Source organism: Aeromonas sp. 95A (assembly GCF_051919235.1).
GTDB classification, from domain to species: Bacteria; Pseudomonadota; Gammaproteobacteria; order Enterobacterales; family Aeromonadaceae; genus Aeromonas; species Aeromonas veronii.
Genome location: NZ_JBQBFC010000001.1, coordinates 1298562 through 1312837, shown reverse-complemented (window position 1 = coordinate 1312837; position 14276 = coordinate 1298562). Strand labels below are relative to the sequence as shown.

General features: G+C 59.1%; 13 protein-coding genes and 1 pseudogene. 5 read left to right on the top strand and 9 right to left on the bottom strand.

Going from position 1 to position 14276, the window contains the following annotated elements; all coding sequences use genetic code 11:
* Positions 1–13 precede the first annotated feature (13 nt).
* The 4 genes and pseudogenes from ACTG2U_RS05700 to ACTG2U_RS05685 all read right to left on the bottom strand — a co-directional run bounded on the left by ACTG2U_RS05700 (position 14) and on the right by ACTG2U_RS05685 (position 6166).
* Positions 14–1863: pseudogene (locus ACTG2U_RS05700) on the bottom strand (extracellular solute-binding protein).
* 127 nt (positions 1864–1990) lie between these two features.
* Positions 1991–2737, bottom strand: a complete 747-nt coding sequence (locus tag ACTG2U_RS05695) for a DeoR/GlpR family DNA-binding transcription regulator (RefSeq protein ID WP_139472878.1) — start codon at positions 2735–2737, stop codon at positions 1991–1993.
* Between the two features lie 95 nt (positions 2738–2832).
* The gene (locus tag ACTG2U_RS05690) at positions 2833–5265 is read right to left on the bottom strand and encodes a formate C-acetyltransferase/glycerol dehydratase family glycyl radical enzyme (protein WP_439974177.1); all 2433 of its coding nucleotides are present in this window, start codon (positions 5263–5265) and stop codon (positions 2833–2835) included.
* Between the two features lie 4 nt (positions 5266–5269).
* Positions 5270–6166, bottom strand: coding sequence for a glycyl-radical enzyme activating protein (locus tag ACTG2U_RS05685; protein WP_439974176.1), 897 nt, complete (start codon positions 6164–6166; stop codon positions 5270–5272).
* A 127-nt stretch (positions 6167–6293) separates the two neighbouring features.
* Here ACTG2U_RS05685 and fsa point away from each other — a divergent pair, with 127 nt between their 5' ends.
* Complete coding sequence (gene fsa, locus ACTG2U_RS05680; protein WP_425854430.1) at positions 6294–6947, top strand: fructose-6-phosphate aldolase; 654 nt, start codon at positions 6294–6296, stop codon at positions 6945–6947.
* 131 nt (positions 6948–7078) lie between these two features.
* On the top strand, positions 7079–7258 hold the full coding sequence (locus tag ACTG2U_RS05675) for a hypothetical protein (protein ID WP_120415231.1): 180 nt from the start codon (positions 7079–7081) through the stop codon (positions 7256–7258).
* Positions 7259–7276: 18 nt separating this feature from the next.
* Here ACTG2U_RS05675 and ACTG2U_RS05670 read toward each other — a convergent pair whose 3' ends face one another.
* Positions 7277–8476, bottom strand: coding sequence for an HD-GYP domain-containing protein (locus ACTG2U_RS05670; RefSeq protein WP_019446125.1), 1200 nt, complete (start codon positions 8474–8476; stop codon positions 7277–7279).
* A 168-nt stretch (positions 8477–8644) separates the two neighbouring features.
* On the opposite strand from ACTG2U_RS05670, the gene rsuA reads away from it, so the two are divergent.
* A complete protein-coding gene (rsuA, locus tag ACTG2U_RS05665; RefSeq protein WP_439974175.1) occupies positions 8645–9337 on the top strand; it encodes a 16S rRNA pseudouridine(516) synthase RsuA in 693 nt (230 codons plus the stop codon).
* 19 nt (positions 9338–9356) lie between these two features.
* Here rsuA and ACTG2U_RS05660 read toward each other — a convergent pair whose 3' ends face one another.
* Positions 9357–10256 (bottom strand): DMT family transporter, encoded by a 900-nt coding sequence (locus tag ACTG2U_RS05660; protein ID WP_439974174.1) that lies wholly within the window; start codon positions 10254–10256, stop codon positions 9357–9359.
* 156 nt (positions 10257–10412) lie between these two features.
* Here ACTG2U_RS05660 and ACTG2U_RS05655 point away from each other — a divergent pair, with 156 nt between their 5' ends.
* Complete coding sequence (locus tag ACTG2U_RS05655; protein ID WP_429012384.1) at positions 10413–12050, top strand: peptide ABC transporter substrate-binding protein; 1638 nt, start codon at positions 10413–10415, stop codon at positions 12048–12050.
* A gap of 10 nt (positions 12051–12060) precedes the next feature.
* Positions 12061–12603 carry a phosphodiesterase gene (yfcE, locus tag ACTG2U_RS05650; protein WP_005350648.1) on the top strand — a complete coding sequence of 181 codons (543 nt, stop codon included), beginning with the start codon at positions 12061–12063 and terminating at the stop codon, positions 12601–12603.
* Positions 12604–12639: 36 nt separating this feature from the next.
* Here yfcE and ACTG2U_RS05645 read toward each other — a convergent pair whose 3' ends face one another.
* From ACTG2U_RS05645 to flgA, 3 genes are all read right to left on the bottom strand, one after another.
* Complete coding sequence (locus ACTG2U_RS05645) at positions 12640–13056, bottom strand: flagella synthesis protein FlgN (RefSeq protein ID WP_040066163.1); 417 nt, start codon at positions 13054–13056, stop codon at positions 12640–12642.
* Positions 13053–13373, bottom strand: a complete 321-nt coding sequence (gene flgM / locus ACTG2U_RS05640) for a flagellar biosynthesis anti-sigma factor FlgM (RefSeq protein WP_335812369.1) — start codon at positions 13371–13373, stop codon at positions 13053–13055. The genes ACTG2U_RS05645 and flgM overlap by 4 nt, the downstream gene beginning before the upstream one ends.
* A gap of 91 nt (positions 13374–13464) precedes the next feature.
* Positions 13465–14148 (bottom strand): flagellar basal body P-ring formation chaperone FlgA, encoded by a 684-nt coding sequence (gene flgA, locus ACTG2U_RS05635; RefSeq protein ID WP_081990713.1) that lies wholly within the window; start codon positions 14146–14148, stop codon positions 13465–13467.
* Positions 14149–14276 lie beyond the last annotated feature (128 nt).

The window sequence follows — 14276 nt, the reverse complement described above, 5'->3', positions numbered from 1 at the left end:
TGGGCTGATGCAATCAGGGCTGGCGATAAGTGGTGTCGATGATAGGCTCGGCCGGGAAAGTCTTGCCACTCTTGATGGCTGCCCTGGTCTCGGATTTTAGCTCTTCATCAATCCATAGCAGACCGCCATAGCTGTAACCGCTGTTGTCGCCCCCAAGAGGCCAGTAAAGCTGCTCGCTCTTGGGTGTTGCAGGTACTTTTGGCAGTTTGATCCAGCGCCAGGCGCCTTCCCGGGTGTAGGGCACCTGATAGGCGGGGACGAAGCTTGCCAGCTCATAGAGCCGCTGCTGGATCTGCCGTGACAGGGCCGCCTTTTTGGCAAAGTCGAACTCCTTGTCATACTGCTCCACCAGAGCCGTGATGGCATCGTCATCGATGTTCATGATGTTGTTGGTCTGGGGCTTGTTGGCGTTGACCTTGTGGAAGAACTCCCAATAGGCGGGATAGCGGCTGCCCGCCCAGGCCATCCAGGCGCTCTGGTGCTTTTTCTCCAGCATCGATTTGAAACCGGCCGATGCATCCATCAGGTTGAGCTCCAGATTAAGCCCCGCCTTCTTGGCCTCTTCCCGCAACAGCGTGAGCCGCTGGGCATGCTCTGCGGTGGTGTAGGTGATGGCGAGGGTCAGTGACTGCCCCTTGTCGTTTTGCAAAATCCCCTGTGGCCCTACCTTGTTAAAGCCTGCCTTGGCAAAGTATTCCCGTGCCAGTTTGGGATCGAACGGACGGGCCTTGATCTCGCTGTTGGTAAACTCACCCTGACCTGAGCCATAACTGTTGAGTCGCTGGTAATCCCCCCGCAGCAGGGTGGTGAGCATCTTGTCGAGGTTGAGGGCATGCTGGATCCCGAGCCGCACATCTAGATTATTCAGCAGCGGATCGGCGGTGTTGAGATAGAGCCCCATTGGCGATTGCGGGGTCTGGTTGTAGAACCAGGTACGCGCGATATAACCCTTCTCGAACTCCGCGGTTTTGGTCTTGTCGTGCCACCAGTTGGGCATCACCAGCGGGAAGGTGTCGAGATCGCCGCGCAGGAAGTGCTGCCAGGCGATGTTCAGATCCCTGAGCACCTTGATCTCGATCCGCGCAGGATTGAAGCGATGCTGGAAGTAGCGCTCGTCATCCCCCCACCAGTTTTCAATCCGTTTGAAGGTGACCGATTTGCCCTTTTTCACCTGATCGATCTGATAAGGACCGGTGACTGGCAACACCTTCCAGTTGTACTCCTTGACCCAGTTGGCGGTGAGCTTGATGGCGTGGCTCGGCTCCGGGCTGATGGGCAGTGATTCGAGCAGATCCTGGCGGCTCTTTTCGGTGCCGCTGGTGATGGCCAGGGTGTGATCGTCAAACTTGGTGATGTCGGCTATCTGGGTGCTGTAGTAGTTGTTGTACCAGGGATCGTTGATCTCCTTGCTGCGCATCATCTTGAGGGTAAAGAGCCAGTCATCGGCGGTGACCGGTTGGCCGTCTGACCAGCGCGCCTTGGGATTGATGCGAAAATAGAGGGTCTTGTTGTCGGCGCCGAAAGCCCACTCATTTGCCAGCATCGGCATGGGGTTGCCGGTGACGGGATGAGTGCTCAGCAGTGGCAGGTTGGTTTCCCGCACGTAACCGGCAAAGCCGCCGTTGGAGTCGGGGCCATATTTGCGCAGGGTCAGGGGGAAGCTGGTCATAAAGGTGCGAAAGGTGCCGCCGCGTTTGGCGGCCGGATCGGCATAGAGAGGATCCTGGTTGTTGCTCTCCCACTTCAAGTCGGCAGGCAGCGTGGCACTCCAGCCAAACGGGCTCCAGCACAGGGCCAGGGTGATGGCGGTGGCGCGAATGATAGGGGAGAGTCGGCACCCCCGGCGGTGATGGTCGATGGCATGTCCTTGCTCTCCTGAAGTCTGCTTCCTGCAGATCACGCACTGGTGATGTCAGTCCCGATGGGGACTGGCTCATCATGAAAATTTTATCCTGTCAGGTCAATGAAATAGCGTGAATTAGCGGGTGACCTAGGCCGCAACGCAGTGCATGGTGATCCCCTTGGCCGCGATGGCTGCCCGCATAGGGGCGGGCAGGGCATCGTCGGTAACCAGTACGTTGATCTGGCCCGGCGCGCCAAGCTGGCTCGGGTGGATGGCGCCAAATTTGCTGCTGTCGGTGATCACCACATTGGTCATCCCCTTGGCCAGCACACTGTTGACCACATCGGCCCGCATCATGTCGCGGCCGGTGAAACCCATCTCGGGATGAAAACCGTCGACCCCGATAAAGGCCTTGGAGAAGTGCACCTGCTCGATGCAGAGGCGCGTGAGCGGCCCCACCACGCTCTCGCTCTGATGCTGGAACAGCCCGCCGAGCAGCACTACCTGAGCCGGGGTGTCTTTGAGCAGATGGGCGATATAGCTGCTGATGGTGATGATGGTGACCCGTTTGTGCAGGGCCAGATGGCGCGCCAGCATGGCGTTGGCGCTGCCCCCTTCGATAAAGACCGTCTCGCCATCTTCCACCAGCTGGGCGGCCCGTTCGGCGAGACGCTCCTTGAGCAGGTAGTTGATGTTCATTCGGGCATCCGGGTCATCGGTCTCCAGCGCCATGGCCGATCCGTGTACCCGTCTGAGCAGCCCCTGCTTCTCCAGCGCGGTGAGGTCGTTGCGCACCGTCACCTCTGACACGCCGGTGTGTCGGGAGAGTTCACTCACGCTCATCTTGCGAGCCTGATGGACCAGAGTGAGGATCAGTTGGTGGCGTGGATTCATGGTGCGCTCACATAGAAGGTGGTGGATAGCGGCAAGCCACCCGTGGGGTGGCTTGCCAATCATATGACGTCACAGGCGCCATGGGGTGCGCCCCGTCAGAGACTGTGCTCGGTGCGGGCGATGATATCATCTTGCGCATCCGGGGATAAGGCGGTGAAGAAGGCTGAATAGCCCGCCACCCGTACCACCAGATCCCGGTACTGATCCGGATTGGCTTTGGCGGCCAGCAGGGTCTCCCGCGAGACGATGTTGTACTGCACATGCCACCCCTTGTGCACTTCGAAGAAGGTGCGCAGCAGGCTCATCAGCTTGGCTTTGTCCCGCTCGTTCTCAAGGCTCGCCGGACTCAGCTTCTGGTTGAGCAGTACGCCGCCGAGGATGGCCGCCGTGGGCAGCTTGCCGATGGAGTTGAACACCGCCGTCGGGCCGAGACGATCCGAACCCGACGAGGGGCTGGCCCCTTCCGCCAGCGGCGTGCGGGCACGGCGACCATCCGGGGTGGCCATGGTGGCGGCACCGAAGGGTACGTTGGCGGAGATGGAGGAGGTGCCCGCATAGTAGGTACCGCCGATGGGGCCACGGCCGAAGCGGGTGTTGTGCAGCTCCTTGAGCTCGTCGATGTAGCTCTGGTAGGCCTGCACCAGCAGCAGGTCAACCTCGTCCAGATCGTTGCCATATTTGGGGGCGGCGTTGGTGAGGCGCTGGCGCAACTGCTCCCCTGCCAGCCCGGCAAAATCCTGCTCCAGAGCGGCAGCCAGCTCTTGCTGCTCCACAATCCCCTGCTCGAACACCAGTTTCTTCAGGGCTGCCAGGCTGTTACCGAGGTTGGCGATCCCCACCTGCAGACCGGAGACCCAGTCATAGACGGCGCCCCCCTGCTTGATGGTTTTGCCGCGCTCGATGCAGTCATCCACCAGGGTGCTGCAGAGGATGTCATGGGCCTGCGCCTCCAGCACGCTGTCGACCACGCAGTCGATCTCGATGGATTTGCGGGTGAAGTAGCGCACCTGCTCATCCCAGCGGGCCATCACTTCGTCAAAGTTGCCAAAACTCCCGTCTTGCAGCGACTGGGATTGGGGCAGGAATACCTTGCCGGTGGTGGCATCGCGGCCACCATCGAGGGAGGCCAGCAGGATGCGGGCGAAGTTGATAAAGCTCATGCCGGTGCAGCGGTAGCCCCACTTGCCGGGTACGGCGGTCTCAATGCAACCGATGGCGGCGTAGTGGTGGGCATCCTCCACGCTCACCCCGAGCTTGATGAACTCGGGGATCACCACCTCGTCGTTGTTGAAGGCGGGCATGCCGAAGCCGCAGCGGATCACCTGAATGCAGGCGTCGAGGAAATCCTCGCTCATCCCGGCATGGTAGCGCACCGAGAGGTTGGGCTGGGTGGATCGCAGCTGGCCGCAGGACTCCAGAATCGCGTAGGAGAGGCCATTGACCGCGTCATGGGCACTGCCATCCCGCCAGTTCTGGCCACCGATAGTGACGTTCTGGTAGAGCGGGCTGCCGGCGGAGGCCTTGGAGTGGGTGCCGGAGCGGATCTTGTTCACCTCCAGCAACTTGAGCCAGCACCCTTGCAGCAGTTCGATGGCGTGCGTCCGAGGCAGGGATTCCGACAATTCCACCTCGCGGCGATACCAGGGGTAGAGGTACTGATCCATCCGGCCAAACGACACCGAGTGGCCGTTGGATTCGATCTGCAGAATGAGCTGGATGAAGTAGCAGAGCTGCAGTGCCTGCCAGAAGGTTTCGGGTGGCTGGTGGGCGATGTGGGCGCAATTGAGCGCGATAGTCTCAAGTTCGTTTCGGCGCTCGGGGCGAGATTCTTGTACTGCCATATCATGGGCAAGTGCGGCGTAGCGCGCGATATGAGCGCTGACCGCATCCAGGGTGATGGCGACAGCGTGCAGGAACTGCTCGCGCTGCAGGTCGGCCCAATCCGCCAGATCCAGCCGACTGCGCCGCTCGGCCACCTTGGCCTTGAAGCCATCGAGCCCCAGCGTGAGCAGCTCCTCATAGTTGACCGCGAGGTGAGCATCCCCCGAGGTCATGTTGCCCTCGGCCTTGATGATGCCGCTCTCCAGCAGCGCTTTTTGCTCGTCGGTAAAGAGGCCGAAGCAGCGATCCTGCACCGTCTGGCCGCGCCAGAAGGGGGTGAGGGCGTGGATGATCTCCTTGTCGGTTTCGCTGACCGCAAAACCGGCGCCGGGGCGGTCGGCCAGCTCGTCGATCTCCTTCTCAATCCAGCTCACCGTGTATTCGGGAAAGAGCGGCGCCGCCCGCACCTGACTGGCCTGGTTGCCGACGATGAGCTCGTCGTGCTTGATCCAGATGGTGCGCTGCTTGAGGTGGTGGGCCAGCGCCAGGGAGCGGCGCACCGGCAGCGGCCGGGCCAGATGGGCCTGATAGGCCTCGGTGTAGTGGCGGGCACGCTCGGTGCAGACCGGTGGCTGAACGATGTGGATCAGGCTCTCTTTGTGGGCGCGGATCCGCGGGCTGAGGGCATTGAGGTCGAGCTGGGTCATGATCTTATCCTCTGGTCACAGGGGTCAGCCCCTGACGTTGGGCGTATGCGTGGGCAAAGCTGAGTAAATCGTGGTCATCGAGCGGTGTCTCCGGCGCCTGATAGGGCAGATCCAGCAGGGCATATTTGCCCATCCCCAGGGTGTGGTAGGGGAGGAAGTGGATCTCCTGCACCGTGCCGAGGCTGGCGGCGGTGTCGGTGATGGCGCTGATCGATGCGCGGTCGGCATTGAAGCCGGGAATGAGCGGCACCCTGATTTGCATGGGCACGCCGTGCTCGGCGAGGCGTTTGAGGTTCGCGATGGGCACCTCCACCTTGCCGTGGGTCCAGTGGAAGAAACGTTCTTTATCCACGTGTTTGAGATCCGCCAGCACCAGATCCAGTGAGGGGAGGCTTGGCTCAATCTGGTGCCAGGGCACATGGAGGCAGCTCTCGACTGCGGTGTGCAGCCCTTCGGCCTTGCAGCGGGCCAGCAGGTTGGCAGCAAATTCGGGCTGCATAAACGGCTCGCCACCGGAGAGGGTGATGCCACCGCCGCTGCGCTCGAAGAAGGGGCGATCCCGCAGTATGGTGTCCATCAGGGTGTCCAGCGTTTCGTCACGGCCGCACACCTGCAGCGCTTCGCTGGGGCAGAGGCCGCGCAGCCGTTCCATATCTTCGGCCTTGAGGGCTGAACGAGTGAGCTGGATGCCCTCGCTGTCATGCAAGATTGCCGGACAGGCCTGGCTGCAGAGTTGGCATCCCTCGATGCATTGGCGTCGGTCGAGTAGTATGTCCGGCTTGGGAGAGCGGCTTTCCGGGTTTTGACACCACAGGCAAGCCAGCGAGCACCCCTTGAGAAATACCAGGGTGCGAATGCCGGGGCCATCGTGAGTTGAATATCGTTGCAGATCGAAAATCATACCGCCTCCTTTTGTTTTTTATTTTATTTTCTTTCATTCGAAAGTTGATTTGATTTCGATCAAGTGATTTGCAGATGTTTTATCGCTAGAATGGCGACATATTGAACATCCCGTTAAGGAGTTAGAGATGGAGCTGTATCTCGATACCGCCGATGTGGCGGCAGTGCGTCGCTGGTCACGGATCCTGCCGTTGGCCGGTGTCACCACCAATCCTTCCATTACTGCCGCCGGGGGATTGCCGCTCTATGAGCTGCTGCCCGCCCTGCGCGACGTGCTGGGCCCCAAGGTGCGCCTGTTTGCCCAGGTGATGGCCAAAACCGAAACCGAGATGGTGCGCGAGGCATTTGCCCTGCGTGAGCTGGATCCGGATCTGGTGATCAAGATCCCGGTATGCGCAGAGGGGCTGGCGGCCATCAAGAGCCTGACCGCCAACGGTGTGCCGACTTTGGGCACCGCTGTCTATACCCCGCTGCAGGGTTGGCTGGCGGCGGTGGCGGGGGCAGAATATGTCGCGCCCTACGTTAACCGGCTGGATGCCCAGGGTGGCGATGGCATTGCCACCGTGCAGGAGCTGCAACAGCTGCTTGCGCTGCACGCACCGAACAGCAAGGTGCTGGCGGCGTCATTCCGTACCCCGCGCCAGGCGCTCGACTGCCTGCTGGCTGGTTGCCAATCGATCACCTTGCCGCTCGATGTGGCGGAGCAGTTGCTGAACGTACCGGCAGTGGATGCGGCATTGGAGAAGTTTGATCAGGATTGGCTGCGCGCTTTCGGTCGCTGATCCCGGTGACAAGCTGATTGCAGTGATTGAGGGGGGAGGGTGAAGAAGCGCGGGTGATGGGGATTGACCGACTAGACTGGAAAGAGGTGGCTATATTCGCTGGCCGCCTTGCAGTCTACCGGAGGTATCCCATGAGCGACCATCTGCTACTCCCCCATGGTGAAGATTTGCGTCGTGCGGTGCTTTGGCTTAGCGAGCATCACCAGCACGATCTCGCCGCCATTGAAGAGGCCAGCCTGCGTTTTGATCTCTCGCCGCTGGATGAGGAGTTTCTGATCCAGCACTGGCTCGACAGCCAGCGCCAATCATGAATATCTGAGGTGAGAGATTTAGAAGAAGTTGGCGAGGTTGATGCCAAACTCTTTGGGGTCGACCGTGTTTTCGATGCTCTCCTGCACCCCTGACTTGGCCAGATCCAGCCACTGTACCTCGAGGTAGTGACGCTGGGTGGCGTGATAGATCACCTTGACCACCGGCTTGAGCGGCTGCTGCTCGTTGCGCTGCATCACGATAGCCAGGCGCTGGTTTGAGAGCTGTACCAGAGTGCCCACCGGATAGACCCCCATGCACTTGATGAACTTGGTAACCAGTTCGGCATCAAAGTGCTGATTGATCCCCTTGAGCAGAATGCGGAAGGCCTGGGTCGGCTGCATACCTGCTTTGTAGACCCGATCCGCGGTGATGGCATCATAGACATCGACGATGCCGCTCATCCGGGTATAGAGGGAGAGCTGCTCCCCCTTGAGTCGCTGCGGGTAGCCGGAGCCATCGAGCCGCTCGTGGTGGTTGGCGGCCACCTCCAGCATGGTGGGGGTGATGCCAGGGGTATTGCTGAGGATCTCGTAACTGTGCACCACATGCTGACGCATGATGGCGAACTCCTCATCGGTCAGCTTGCCCGGTTTGTGGAGCACCTCGTCCGGGGTCATGATCTTGCCCACGTCGTGCAGCAGGCCACCCAGGGTCAGCTCCTTGAGTACGCTGCGCTCCAGTCCCAGATAGCGGCCGAAGTTGGCCAGCAGAATGGCCACGTTCATGGAGTGCTCCATCAGGTAGGCATCCTTGGCGCGAATACGGGCCAGACAGAGCATGGCATCGCCGTGGGTGAACATGGTGTCCACCATCTCTTCGGCGACTTCGGCCAGCGGGGTGATGTCGATGGGTTCACCCGCTTTGAGGTGGCGAATGAACTTGCCTTGCAGCTCGCGCGCTTCCTGATAGAGGCGGCGGATTTTAAGCTCTCGTCCTTCGCCGTTGGCACTGGCCCGGCGCCCTACCTGGGCGCTGTTGGCATTGAGGTCGGGGGAGGTAACGGCGTCACTTTCGGCACTGCCCAGCTTGCTGCGGGCCAGATCGATGCGTACCGTGAGCACCCCCTGACGCACCAGATTGGCAATTTGCGCCACGCTGGTCACCAAGCCCATCTGGGCGATCTCCATCCCACCTGTCTGGCTGGCGATAGCAATGACATACATGCCGGGTTTCAGCTGGTTGACGGGAATGACGGGATAGGATGCTTGAGACTTCATGAGGGCTTCCTGACTCTTATTATTATGAGTATCGTTCGGATGGGTCACACCGGAGAAGTGTAACATCGGATGACCAGTTCGTCATAATTGGCAACCCCTTAACAGTGGCGTTGTCGCCCCCGCCCGATATAATGACGCCCCTTTACTTGTTGGACTCCGAGGTTGTGAATGCGGCTTGATAAATTTCTGTGCGATTGTTCCGATTTGACCCGCTCGCTGGCAGGCAAACTGATCCGTCAGGGCGAGGTCATGGTGGATGGCATTGTGGTCAAGCAGCCCGCCTTTCATATCAATGAGCAGAGCCAGATCGAGTTTGACGGCGTGCTGCTGACGCTGGAGCAGCGCAACCGCTATTTCATGCTGCACAAGCCGGAAGGTTATGTCTGCTCCAACGAGGATCCGGATCACCCGACCGTCTTCTTCCTGATGGATGAACCGGCGATGGGCAAGCTGCATGTAGTGGGTCGCCTCGACCTCGACACCACGGGGCTGGTGCTGGTGACCGACGACGGTCAATGGTCCCATCGCATCACCTCGCCGCGTCACGAGTGTGCCAAGACCTATCACGTCTGGCTGGCCGAGCCGGTGAGCCCGGATGCGATCGCGCTGTTCGCCGAAGGGGTCTACCTGCGTAACGAGACCGATAAAACCCGTCCTGCTCAGCTGGAAATTCTTGATGAGTGCGAGGCACGCCTGACCATCCACGAAGGCAAGTACCACCAGGTCAAGCGGATGTTTGCCTCCATCGGCAACAAGGTCGTTGGCTTGCATCGCGAGCGGGTGGGTGGCCTGACGCTGGATGAAGATCTGGCCCCCGGTGAATACCGCGAGCTGACCGCTGAGGAGATTGCCCTGTTCTGATCAGGGATGGTGCCGGGTGTCAGTGAGTGCTGAAACCCAGCACCAGCGCGGTGCCCAGGGTGGCAATCAGTGCCCCCGCCCAGGCGGCAACGGATGGCCGCTCCCCCGAGTGCCACCACAACAGCGGCAGCAGCAGTACCGGCGTGGTAGAGGAGAGAATGGCCACCATGCCCACCTCTCCCTGCCGCAACGCCATCAGGATCAGCGTCATCCCCAGCCCCATCGCCAGAAAACCGTTGGTGGCAATCATGGCGAGGATCTGGCGATTGACCGGTTTGAGCGGCATGGCCAGCGGCAAGCGCCCCAGCCGCAGGACGCAGTGGGCCAGCAGGGCACTGCCCATCCGGATACCCGATGCACTCACCGCATCCACCTCACCACTCATCATCACTGGCTTGGCGATGATGGCTCCCACGCTCTGACACAGTGCCGCCGTCAGGCCAAGGCCAATTCCCAGCGCCAGATTGCCACGGATCTGCTCCCACTCGTTGCTGCTACTGCGTCTGCCAAACAGGATCGCCAGCATTACGCCAGCAAAGACCAGCATGGCCCCCAGCAGTCGCCAGCCTGTCAGCTGTTCATTAAAGAGCCAGAGCCCAAGCAGGGCGGAAAACAGCGCATGGCAGGAGAAGAGCAGGGCACTGCGTCTTGGCCCCAGTCGGTTCATGCAGGCAAACAACGCGGTATCGCCCACGAAGATGCCGACCAGCCCCGAGATGGCGAGCAGGGGCAGGGCGTTTGCGGTGAGGGTTTGCCAGCCACCGGTGAGCAGACTCATGGTGCCGAGCATCAGGCTGACCAGAAACATGCGCCAGCGGCTGTAGGCAAATGCGCCGAGATGACGGGCCGGTTTGACCGAAATTAGCGCTGCAACTGCCCATAAACTGGCCGACGCGAGGGCCAGCCACTCATAACCCATAAAAACTCCTGAAAAAATTAACCCGAAAGACTCCATCTCCCGGGCAAGCCCGATACAATACGGGGCGTTTTCGGGGATAACAAGAGCGGCATCAGGCATTCATCAGGCGCGCCGTCGGCCTTCCCCTCCTGCAGTGGTTTTATTCGAGGTTTTGTCATGAGGTATGGTTTCTTCCCCAAGCTGGCGCAACGCTGGCTCTCCCCGCTATTGCTTGCCGTGCTGGCAGGGCCCCTGGCCCATGCCACCACCGTTGAGCAGCAGCCTCTGCTTGCCGATCGGCAAACCCTGGTCAAGGGCAACGGTGCCGAGCCGGAGTCGCTGGATCCGGCGCTGGTGCGCTCCGGTTTTCCGGGGGAGGCTGTGCTGGTCGATCTGTTTGAAGGGCTGGTCAGTGATGATGGGCAGGGGAATATCGTTCCTGCTCAGGCACAGCGCTGGGAGGTGAGTGACGATGGGCTGGAGTGGCGATTCTTCCTGCGCCCTCAACTGAAATGGTCCAATGGCGAGCCGCTGGTGGCCGCTGATTTTGTCTATGCCTGGCGCCGTCTGCTCGATCCGGCCATCAACTCCCCTTCTGCCGGATTGCTGCTGGCCACGGGGATCAACAATGCGCAATCCATCTATGCTGGCGCGCTGGAGCTCGGCAATCTTGGCATTGAAGCGCAAAGCGATCAGGTCCTGAAAATCACTCTGGAGCGGCCGGCTCCCTATTTCCTGCAACTCATCAGTCAGCGCCCCTTTGTGCCAGTCAACCAGAAGGCGATAGCCAAATTTGGCAAGCAGTGGACCGAGCCCGGCAAGCTGGTGAGCAATGGTGCTTATCGGCTGGCAAGCTGGACGCCGAACGAGCAGATCGAAGCCGAGCGCAATATCCACTACTGGGATGACCTTCACACCCGTATCGGACGGGTCACCTATTTGCCTATCACTTCGCAACATGCCGAACGGCTGCGCTATGAGGCTGGTGAAATCCAGCTCACCAACAAGGTCTCCCTCGGCTATTACCAGAAGATGAAGCGCGAATCTCCGGAGCGGCTCTGGGGCTTGCCGCTGTTTGGTACCTATCTCTATGCGTTCAATTTGAAGCGCCCCGAACTGCAGGATGTGCGGGTGCGTCAGGCGCTCTCCATGGCGGTTGATCGACAGCAGCTCATTGGATCGGTGAGCGGGCAGGATGAACAGGCAGCATGGTCGCTGTTGCCGGAGATGCCGGGTTACCCCCGGGTGATATTGCCTGTGGCGCTTGAAGATATGCCAACCCGCCAGGCCAAAGCGGCAGCGTTGTTGTCAGCTGCCGGGTATAACAGTGCCAATCCACTCAAGCTGAGCATTACCTACAACAGCGCAGAAACCCACAAGCAGATGGCGATGGCCATTGCCGCCATGTGGCAGAAGCTGGGGGTACAGGTCACCCTCAACAGTCTGGAGTGGGGTGCCTATCAGGTAGCCAAGGATAGCGGTGATTTCCAGGTGGCCAGAAGCTTCCTGTTTGGCGATTATGTGGAGCCGTCTGCCATGCTGGGCAGCTTCCGTTGTCAGGATCTGCGCAACGAGAGCGGCTACTGCAATCCCGACTTTGATCTGTTGCTGGAGCAGGCTGCCAATACGCTGGACAGCGCGAGCCGGGTTGAACTCTACCGGCATGCCGAACAGTTGCTGCTTGAGGAGGCGCCGATCCTCCCCGTGTATCATTACAATCAGATGAGACTGGTCGATCCCATCCTGCGAGGGCTGCCCAGCCAGAATTTGAAAGGGACGATTGCCACCAAGGATCTCTATTTCAGCCCGCAGTGAGGAGCATTTCATGAAACTTGCCATCATTTCCGACATCCACGGCAGCATCATTGCGCTGGAGCGGGTGCTGACCCAACTTGAGCCCTGGCAGCCGGATCACTATCTGCTGCTCGGCGATCTGCTCAACCATGGCCCGCGCAATCCTCTGCCGGAAGGGTATAACCCGGCCGCGGTGGCCGATCGGCTCAACGAGCTGGCGCCACAGATCATCGCGGTGCGGGGCAATTGCGATTCCGAAGTGGATCAGATGCTGTTGCGCTTTCCCATCACCGCCCCCTACAACCAGTTGCTGGTCGATGAGCGGCGCTGGTTTGTCAGCCATGGCCATCTTTATCGCCCGGACGAGGTTCAGCTTCCGGCGGGTAGTCTGTTCCTGAGCGGCCACACCCATGTGCCGGTGCTGGAGTGGCAGGGGGAACGGATATTGATGAACCCGGGGTCTATCTGTTTCCCGCGCGGCGAGTTGCCTGCCAGTTACGGGTGCTATGAGGACGGGGTACTGCGCGTCAATGCGTGTGAGGACGGGCGAGAGCTGTTGCGACTGGAGCTTTAAAACGGACAGCAAAAATGCAAGGCCTGATAAGAGATGTCAGGCCTTGATACCGTAGGAGCGGGTGCCAGAGCGAGTATTACCCTTGGCGTCATAGGTCAAACTGTTGCGATCGCGCAGCTGACTCAGAAAGGTTGCCAGACGACGGTTGGAGACGATGCTCAATTCAAGCAAGCGACCGTTGATATCATTTTGTGCCTGGCAGGCATCCAGTTTTGCACGAAGCTGCGCCATCTCGTCGGGATAGGCAGCCAACTGCAGTGCCAGTTCCGGCATCTCTGCGAGGGTCTTGTCCAGAGTTTCTATTGCAGCAAGCAACTGCTGTTTGCGCTCGGTCAGTGCGGGCAGGGCCAGTGCCTGATGCTGTTCGAGCAAGCTGAACTCTTCTTCCAGAATGCCTTGCATCTGGCTGAGGTAATCATCTTGGGTGTGCAGTAACGAAGGTAAGTCCATCATCCCAGAACTTTGTCCAGATTGGCTTCGAAACTGAACATCTTCTTGGCAACAGCGTCGCTGTTGACCTGATATTCGCCACTCGCGATGGCTTTTTTCAGTCGTTCGACCTTGCTCTCATTGCCGGTCGAGGCGGTATTGAGGTTTTGTTGCATCTTTTGCAATTGTTGCGCCTCACTGGTCAAGGAGACGGAGTCCAGCTTGACAGTAGCCGCTTTGTTTTCGGGCGATGAGGTGACTGACTTGCTGCCTGTCCCCTGGCTATTAGCGGTATTTTGCAACCGATTATTCGCCAAGTTGTTGATATTGTTGATGGCCATTTTAGTTACCTTCGTCTGCTTTAAGGTTTGCTTACCTGTTTATCGGAGCGGCAGATCAAAACTTTAGAAAAAAGTTGTCAAGGATCCGGATTTAAAAAGTGACCGATACGGCACCTACCGCACTGACTTTACCCTCAACGGTTTTGCCGGAGCGAATATTGACGAGTTTGATGATCTCTCCGAAGCTGCCATCTTGCAAGGCTCGGGCCATGGTTTTGATCTGGAAGTTGCTGTTTTCTGCCGTCAGGGTGACCTGATCCCCTTTGCACACGACACAAACCTGGCTCAAACGGATGGGTTGCCCCGGTTTTAGCTCCCGCTTGCTGCGTACTCCGATAAGAGGGGCTGTGTCAGTCAGGTAGTCGCCACGGATCAGGGTCTGATCTTGATAGGCCAACACCAGCTGGCTTTCACTCAGCAGGTCCCCCTTGGCGATGGGGTTGGTCACAGTGACATAGGGTTTTTGAATGCTGACCCGCACCGGGAGATAGACGTCCCAAGGTTTGTCTTCCTCACATTTAAGGTAAACTGTTGTATTACGGCGAATTTCCATTTTTGCTGGTAAGCTGATGGTGAGCAGATCTTCGCAGCGGGTCAGTGGGAGCCGTTCATCCAGCGTGGCAGAGGTGACCTCGGCTCTGGCATCCAACGGAATATCCAGCTGGCTGTAAACGAACTCTTGTGCCTTTTCTTGCAGATAAGTAGTGACGTCCGAGGCGTAGCTGGAAGATATGCTGCCAAAAAAGAGGCTGATGAGTAAAAGTCGGTTAATCATTTTCGCTCGTTGGTCGATAAGTTGTTCACGCATATCACCATATTTAACTATGATTGCTTCAGAATCTGTTCGTTGTCACATCGATAGTCTGACGCAATCCATCACGCATGCATGATTAATGCCAAGCG